Genomic DNA, 7,300 nt, shown 5'->3' on the forward strand with positions numbered 1-7,300 from the left:
TTCCGGTGGTGATTCGCGCGGTGACGATGCTAGCGACAGTGATCCTGGCGACGGGGTTTCGCGTGCCACCAGCGCATCGGCCACAGCCCGCGCGGAAGCGGGACGTTGGCGGGGGTCTTTTTGGAGGGAATGCAGGATCGCGCGTTCGACGGCCGGGTCGACGTCAGCCACCAGCTCGGCCGGGGGACGCGGCGACGATGCTGCGTGCGCTCGATTCAACTCCTCGATCGAGCCGCTCTTGTGCACCGGTTGGCCCGTGAACGCTTCGTAGAGGATCAGCCCCAGCGAGTAGAGGTCGCTCTGGATCGTTGTCTCGCCGCGCGCCAATTGTTCGGGCGCCATGTAGGCCGGCGTGCCGGCAATCTCGCCGACGCCGCTTGCACTGCCCTCCAGGCGTGCCAGGCCGAAGTCGGTGATGCGTGCCTGGCCCCGGCCGTCGATCATGACGTTGGCCGGCTTCAGATCTCGGTGCAAAACCCCCTTCTCGTGAGCCGCCGCCAGACCCGCGCAAAGCTGCTGGGCAATCTCGATGCCCTTGTCCCTGGGCAAACGCCCGATGCGGCGCAGCAAACCTTGCAGATCCTCGCCGTCGATGTACTCCATCGACAGAAAGTGCTGACCATCTGCCTCGTCGATGTCAAATACCCGGCAAACGTTGGGATGAGCGAGCTGCCGGGACAGGCGCACCTCGCTCACAAATAACTGAAAGCGCCTCGAACTCTCGGCGACGCCGCGCGGCAGGAATTTGAGCGCCACCGGATGACCGAGCTTCAAGTCATCGGCGCGATAGACGCCTCCCATGCCGCCCCGGCCGGCGAGGGACACGATGCGATAGCGGTCGGCGATTATGGTTCCCGGCAGGAACCGGCCATGAGCGGACAAATCCGGGTCGGAAATCGACGGGGAAGCGCTGGCGTTCTTCGAACGGTTGTGATCGACCGTTGCATCCGGCCCCGGCACGAGCACGCCGCCGCAGGCCGAGCAGCACTTGCTGTCAGCGTCGTTTTCGGCGGAGCAGGCGGGGCAGGTTTTCATGGGTCATTCGGCCCCCTTCGCGGCGCCGAATCTCCCTAGCCGTTTGGTCATCATCGCAACGATTTCGAGAATGGAGTGATTTTAGCAGAGCGGCTTCGAAATACGACCGGCGAGTCGAGTTTGAACGGCGAAGAGAGCTGCCAGGCAAGTGGTTTACGGCAAACGCGACAAAACCGTCTGGCAGTACGGTACGCAGTTTGAATACTTGCGGGACAGCATGATTCCAAGTAAAAAGCTCCCCGTCGAAAACGACGATGAGCTTTCTTAGAAAGCATGTCGGGGCGACTGGACGCCGTTAGAACTTTTTGTCGCAGGAGTCAGGGGCTGGGAAGCCAGACTGCGGCAATGCCTGAACGATGGAGCCACATCCCAATAGTCTTGCGTCATAGGTTGGACTCGCCCTCGCTCACGTGTCGGGCTCCACAAACAAATCGTACTCTGCAAAAATGGGAATGCGCCCTTGTACAAGCGCATGATTGAATTACCGACTCCCCGTGGTTATCGGAAGATGGTGGATCCTCTGGCGACACGAATCGAGGAATTAACTCCTTAGCCAGTTCTTTGAGAGAATACGTTACGCGTGTCGATTTCGGCCTAGTCATGACCATGACAGGAGACGGCCCCTGGCAACAAGGCAAGACGACCAAGTTCAAGTCGATCACAGAGATCAAAGACGCCGATACCGTGAATTTCAGCCTGTTCATGGTGGACACGGACGGCAAGGAACAGCCGATGGTAAAGATCACATACAAGCGGAAGAAGTGAGACCGCGCGACGGCGTTGCTTTTGCCCCGGTGTTCAAGGGAGGCTGGTGGTCGTGGCGCACCCTCTGCCACAGAAATCCAATGCCAGGGAGCCAACATGAGTGTGAAGAAAGAAGCCTCCGGACGCCGTTCCGGCCAGGTTGAGGTCGAGGTCCCCGGCAGCACCCAGTCTGCGGCGGAGCGACGATCGGCAGAAGCCGAGTTGCGTACGTTGATCGCCAAATTCGCGCCCAAGCGGCTACGGCTCATAACCGCCATGCGACGGTCACTTCGAAAGCGCCTGCCCACCGCCTATGAGGTGGTGTATGAATATCGCGCCTGGTTCGTCATCAGCTATTCACCCAGCGAGCGCGGGTACGAGGGCGTTCTTGCCATCCGCGGGGACGAGAAGGGCGTGAAGTTCTACTTCAATCGTGGTAAGGAGCTGCCGGACCCTCAGAAACTGTTGCAGGGGGCCGCCAGCCAGGTGCGTTCGATTGACGTGGAGGGCGCGTCCACACTCGCTCGTCCGGCGGTCGCGCGCCTGATCGATGAGGCCATCGCTCGAAATCCCGTGCCGTTTGCATGCGCCGGACGCGGGCCGGTGGTCATTCGTTCGGCAGCGGGCAAGCAGCGTAGGCGTGGCCTTGCCTAACTGAGTCGGGTCGGAAGCTCACAAAGTTGCCACCGCAAAACAAGCGACGGGATTTGAACTAAGTTTTACCAAAGACACAAAGGAGTTCCGTCACTTTTCCTTGTGATTTCGACCATCGTGCAATGCCATTTGAACACGCTCGTCGATCTGTAACTCTCGTCCCCACAATGAGAAAGCCCTTCGACGTTCTCGCCGAAGGGCTTCTTCCTGAAAACAGTCGGGGCGAGAGGATTTGAACCTCCGACCCCCTGGTCCCAAACCAGGTGCGCTAGCCAGACTGCGCTACGCCCCGAAGTCGTTCCATCATAGCAGTAAGAAGCCCGCCCGAAAACTCGGCCGCGATTTGATGCGGGAACGATGCCGTCGTGGATATTGCACGAAATTGGCCGGCGGTCCCTGCCCGGCTCGGAATTCCGGCGAATTCCGCTACAATTCGGACATTTCGCCCGCCCGATTGGTTCGCCGATTCCGTTGACTTCATTCGGAGCCACTGCTTGAAAAGCTGGCACAAGATCGCGGCCGTTGGAATGCTCCTGCATCTCATGCCGCCTGCGGTGGGCTCGCTCATTGTCATGCTGCTGGCGGCTGGGCAGGTCGAAGCTCAGACCGCACGGCCGAACGTCTTGTTCATCTTCAGCGACGATCACGCTTATCAGGCGATCGGCGCTTATGGCCATGGTTTGAACTCGACGCCGAACATCGATCGGCTGGCAGCCGAAGGGATGCGGTTCGATCGCTGCCTCACCACAAACTCGCTTTGCGGGCCGAGCCGCGCTTGCTTGCTCACCGGCAAGTACAGTCACATGAACCACTTTTACAACAACACCAACAGCCGCTTCGACGGCTCGCAGGTGACGTTTCCCAAATTGCTCCAACAAGCTGGTTATCAGACCGCCATCATCGGCAAATGGCATCTGGAAACCGACCCGACCGGCTTCGACTTTTGGGAGATTCTTCCCGGCCAAGGACAATACTACAATCCGCCGATGATCCTGAACGGCCAAAGAGTCAAGAAGCCAGGCTATGTCACGGAGATCATCACGGACGATTGCCTCGATTGGCTGCGCAACAAGCGCGACAAATCGAAGCCGTTCATCTTGATGTGCCAGCACAAGGCGCCGCATCGCGAGTGGGAGCCGGCGCTGGCGCACATGGCCGACTACGACGGCGTCAAGTTTCCCGAGCCGCCGACGCTATTCGACGACTACGCGGGCCGCGGCAAGGCCGAGCATGAGCAGGACATGATGATCGGCCGCACGCTGACGCCGCGCGATTTGAAGCTCACTCCGCCGCCAACAATGAACGCCGGACAGAGAAAGATCTGGGACGCATATTACGAGCCGCGGAATGCCCAATTCCGCGAGCAGAATCCGCGCGGGCAAGATTTGGTCCGCTGGAAGTATCAGCGGTACATGCACGACTATCTGGCGACAATCTCGTCCGTCGATGAAAGCGTGGGCAGGCTGCTCGACTATCTCGACAACGAGGGACTCGCGCAGAATACGATCGTCGTCTATTCATCCGATCAGGGATTCTTCCTCGGCGAGCACGGCTGGTTCGACAAGCGTTGGATTTTCGAGGAATCGCTCCGGACGCCTCTATTGATCCGCTGGCCGGGCGTCGTGAAGCCGAGGAGCACCAACGCCGACATCGTGTCGAACCTCGATTTCGCCGAGACGCTGCTCGACGCGGCGGGCGTCGCCGTACCGGCCGAAATGCAAGGCCGAAGCCTCGTGCCGATTCTCAAGGGACAAACGCCCGCCGACTGGCGAAAGGGCTTTTACTACCATTACTACGAGCATCCGGGACCGCATAACGTGGCGAAGCAGTACGGCATCATCACCGACCGCTATAAGCTGGTTCATTTTTATGAACCGGAATTCAACTACTGGGAATTGTTCGATTTGAAGAACGACCCCCGCGAGCTTCGCAGCGTCTACGACGAGCCGAAGTATATCGCGGCGCGGAAAGACCTGCATGAGCAGCTCGATCGCTTGCGGATCGAACTGAAAGAGCAGTCCGAAGACCCGCCAGAGAGCTTGATCCCAAGCCCGGGACGTGCTCCAAAGACGCCGCCGGCGCAACCGAAGCGCTTGGAATAGTGTTCATATATATACTATCGACGCGCCGAAGACCAAATCCAGTTTCAGTCGAAGTAGTTGATCGCGTTCAACCGGCTCTGGCTACGACGGGCATGGGTTGACCGGCCAACAGCGACCGAAGACGGTCGAACTCTTCGCTAGTTGAGAATTGGATAACAATCTTGCCGCGGCCTTTGGCCGTTTCTCGGATCGACACTTTCGTGCCAAGCGATTCGCGCAGCTCTTGTTCGAGTGCGGCAAGGTTTTGGCCCCGGCCCCGCGACGATCGCGATGTCTTGCCGGTGGCGGGCGCGTCGGCATCGTTCGATTGGATCTGCTCTTGGACAGCCTGCTCGGTCGCGCGAACGCTCAATCCCTCGGCTTGAATTCGCTGGCAGAAGGCAACCTGCTCGCGTTCGTCGCCCAGCGGCAGGAGCGCGCGAGCGTGGCCTGGCGAGACGGCGCCGCTGCGGATTGCGTCCTGCACGGTCGCGGGCAGCTCGAGCAGCCGGATCAGATTGGCGATCGTTGAGCGATCGATATTGAGCCGTCCAGCCAATTCCTCCTGAGTGCATTGGTATCGCTCGATGTACTGCTCGAAAGAGGCCGCCTTTTCGAGTGAATTGAGGTCCTTTCGTTGCAAGTTCTCGACGATCGCCAGCTCGGCCACCTGCCGATCGTCGGCATCGCGCAACTGCACGGTCACTTCCATCCAACCCGCTTTCACCGCCGCCCGAAGCCGGCGCTCGCCGGCGATCAATTGATAGCGCTCTCCGACACGGCGCACCAGAATCGGCTGGATCAGTCCGTGCTCGGTTAGGCTATCGGCCAGGGCAGCGATTTCTTGCTCGTCGAATTCGCGGCGCGGTTGAAATGGATTGCGTTCGATGTCGTGGACGCTGATCGTTAGCTGGCCATTGCCGGCGCTTTCACTGCTAGCATTCGCGGACGCGCCGCCGTCGGCGGCCGAATCGTCGGACGGAACGTGCAATGCGAGATGATCGGTGCGTTGCGGTTCGGCATAGGAACGGCCCAACAAGGCTTCCAAGCCCCGGCCGAGACGTCGTTCTTTACTCATGGTCCAGTACCTCCATGCAAAGCTCGACGTAGGCATAGGCACCGCGGCTCCGCGGGGCATAGTCCAAGACGGGCTTTCCGTGGCTAGGGGCCTCGGAGACCGCTACGTCGCGAGGGATGATAGTGAAATACACAATTTCTCCGAAGAAATCGCGAACCTCTTGTTCCACTTCGTGGGTCAGCTCCAAGGTGTGGTCATACATCGTCAGAACAATGCCACCGAATTGAAGCCGGCCTGGCTGCTCGCTCATTACTCGCCGAATGACTTCGATCATTTGAGCCAATCCCTCCATCGCAAAATACTCGCATTGGATCGGCATAATCACTTCAGTGGAGTTGGCCAGCGCCATGCGCGTGAGCTGCCCGAGGGAGGGCGGGCAATCGATCAATACGAAATCGTAGCCGCTCATTCCGGTCGCCAAATGCATTCGCAATGTGGCGGCGTCGTCTTCCGCCGCCTGGGCTAATGCCTCGATATCCTTGAAGCTGCGGCTGCCAGGGAGAAGTTCCAGGCCGTCAATCCTTGTCCGACAAAGTGACTCTCGCAGCGGCAGACGTGAGACGAGCGGGTGATGATCGGTCGGACGTTCACCCAGGCCCGTCGTCGCATTGCACTGCGGATCGAGATCGATCAGCAGAGTGCGCGAACCGGCCTTGGCCAATCCAGCCGCCAGATTGACGGCCGTGGTCGTCTTGCCGACGCCTCCTTTTTGATTGGCGATGCACAAGATGCGGCCCATGGACGAGACAAGGATGAAGTGCGAAGGATGAAATAGGAAGAACGAGTGACGGGAGTGCCGAGCGGAAAACGGTCATCATGCGATTGCGGGGCGGAATTGTAGCGATCACTGGCCAAGATGCGGAATGGCAATCGCCGTGAATGCAAAATCGGATCGCGTTTCACGTGGAACGCTACGGAATACCCGATTCGCCTGTTTCACGTGAAACACGCGATTTGCGAAGTCGATAAGGACCGCCCAAACGGGTTTCACGTGAAACGCAATACGGAGAAAAGTCGCGCACTGGGAACGGGCAACTTCGCGGCCGACGCTGCTGGCGTCAGCCACAGCCGCGGCTGCCGAGTCGTGGGTCCGGAGCCCCAACCCCGAAAACTCATTCCAGCGGATTGATGACTAACCCGCTCAGAAGCTTTGGATAGAAATACGTGCTCTTGGCAGGCATCCGTTCGCCATGTTGGCTGATAGCGCGGATATGGTCGACGGTGGCCGGCATGACGAGTGCCGCAAGGGAGAATTCATCGGTTTCGAGGCCTTCGACCACCTCTTCAACGAGGTGCACGTATCGCGGCTTTGGCAAGTCTTTGGATGCTAGCAGCGTATCGATTACAAGGCGGTGCAAGAGCGACACTCCAAGACCTTGCCAATCCGAGGTATGCTCGCCGGCCACGTCCGCCATCCGCTTGGCGCCTGCGTCTGTGAGCCGAGCGACGGTCCACCGCTCGTCGGCATGCGTGAACAGCCCGAGCGTTCCCTGATTTCGCTCGGACTCAAGTTCTCTCCAGATGGTTTGAGCCAGATCGGACCCTTCGCCCGCCACACGGGTCGCAAAATGTGGTCCAAGTTTCTGAGCCAAATCCGCGGATGTCATTTTTGGCAAATCTCGAAACAATCGGTGGGTCGGCATCACGATCAAGCCCGGGTCGTTCATAGCGATAAACATCATCAGCACGAAATTCGCGGGATGGTCCG

The 7,300-nt window shown here is 59.3% G+C and carries 7 protein-coding genes and 1 tRNA gene; 3 read left to right on the forward strand and 5 right to left on the reverse strand.

All coding sequences use genetic code 11. The features are described from left to right. The coding region (locus tag VGY55_21800; protein ID HEV2972617.1) for a serine/threonine-protein kinase at positions 1-1,035 on the reverse strand (1,035 nt) is incomplete at its 3' end. 600 nt (positions 1,036-1,635) lie between these two features. On the opposite strand from VGY55_21800, the gene VGY55_21805 reads away from it, so the two are divergent. Together VGY55_21805 and VGY55_21810 are read left to right on the forward strand one after the other, a co-directional pair. Then, positions 1,636-1,800 (forward strand): DUF1579 family protein, encoded by a 165-nt coding sequence (locus VGY55_21805; protein ID HEV2972618.1) that lies wholly within the window; start codon positions 1,636-1,638, stop codon positions 1,798-1,800. 96 nt (positions 1,801-1,896) lie between these two features. Beyond that, positions 1,897-2,433: a hypothetical protein gene (locus tag VGY55_21810; GenBank protein HEV2972619.1), complete on the forward strand. Its 537-nt coding sequence runs from the start codon at positions 1,897-1,899 to the stop codon at positions 2,431-2,433. Positions 2,434-2,650: 217 nt separating this feature from the next. On the opposite strand, the gene VGY55_21815 is transcribed toward VGY55_21810, so the two are convergent. Next, positions 2,651-2,725 (reverse strand) — tRNA-Pro (locus VGY55_21815). A 202-nt stretch (positions 2,726-2,927) separates the two neighbouring features. Between VGY55_21815 and VGY55_21820 the strand changes: the two genes are divergently transcribed. Beyond that, positions 2,928-4,535: a sulfatase gene (locus tag VGY55_21820; GenBank protein ID HEV2972620.1), complete on the forward strand. Its 1,608-nt coding sequence runs from the start codon at positions 2,928-2,930 to the stop codon at positions 4,533-4,535. Positions 4,536-4,602: 67 nt separating this feature from the next. Here the strand turns inward: VGY55_21820 and VGY55_21825 are convergent, their stop codons facing one another. From VGY55_21825 to VGY55_21835, 3 genes are all read right to left on the reverse strand, one after another. Then, entirely contained in the window at positions 4,603-5,592 is a 990-nt protein-coding gene (locus VGY55_21825; protein ID HEV2972621.1) for a ParB/RepB/Spo0J family partition protein, read from the reverse strand. After that, positions 5,585-6,331 carry a ParA family protein gene (locus VGY55_21830; GenBank protein HEV2972622.1) on the reverse strand — a complete coding sequence of 249 codons (747 nt, stop codon included), beginning with the start codon at positions 6,329-6,331 and terminating at the stop codon, positions 5,585-5,587. Before VGY55_21830 ends, VGY55_21825 begins: the two co-directional genes overlap by 8 nt. 373 nt (positions 6,332-6,704) lie before the next feature. Next, a partial coding sequence (locus tag VGY55_21835) for a DUF1015 family protein (GenBank protein HEV2972623.1) occupies positions 6,705-7,300 on the reverse strand: 596 nt, incomplete at its 5' end.

It is taken from the genome of Pirellulales bacterium (genome assembly GCA_035939775.1).
GTDB lineage: Bacteria > Planctomycetota > Planctomycetia > Pirellulales > DATAWG01 > DASZFO01.

Coding starts and splice junctions, on each gene's coding strand:
- VGY55_21805 (HEV2972618.1), top strand. CDS start 1,636: ATGACCATGACAGGAGACGGCCCCTGGCAACAAGGCAAGACGACCAAG.
- VGY55_21810 (HEV2972619.1), top strand. CDS start 1,897: ATGAGTGTGAAGAAAGAAGCCTCCGGACGCCGTTCCGGCCAGGTTGAG.
- VGY55_21825 (HEV2972621.1), bottom strand. CDS start 5,592: ATGAGTAAAGAACGACGTCTCGGCCGGGGCTTGGAAGCCTTGTTGGGC.
- VGY55_21830 (HEV2972622.1), bottom strand. CDS start 6,331: ATGGGCCGCATCTTGTGCATCGCCAATCAAAAAGGAGGCGTCGGCAAG.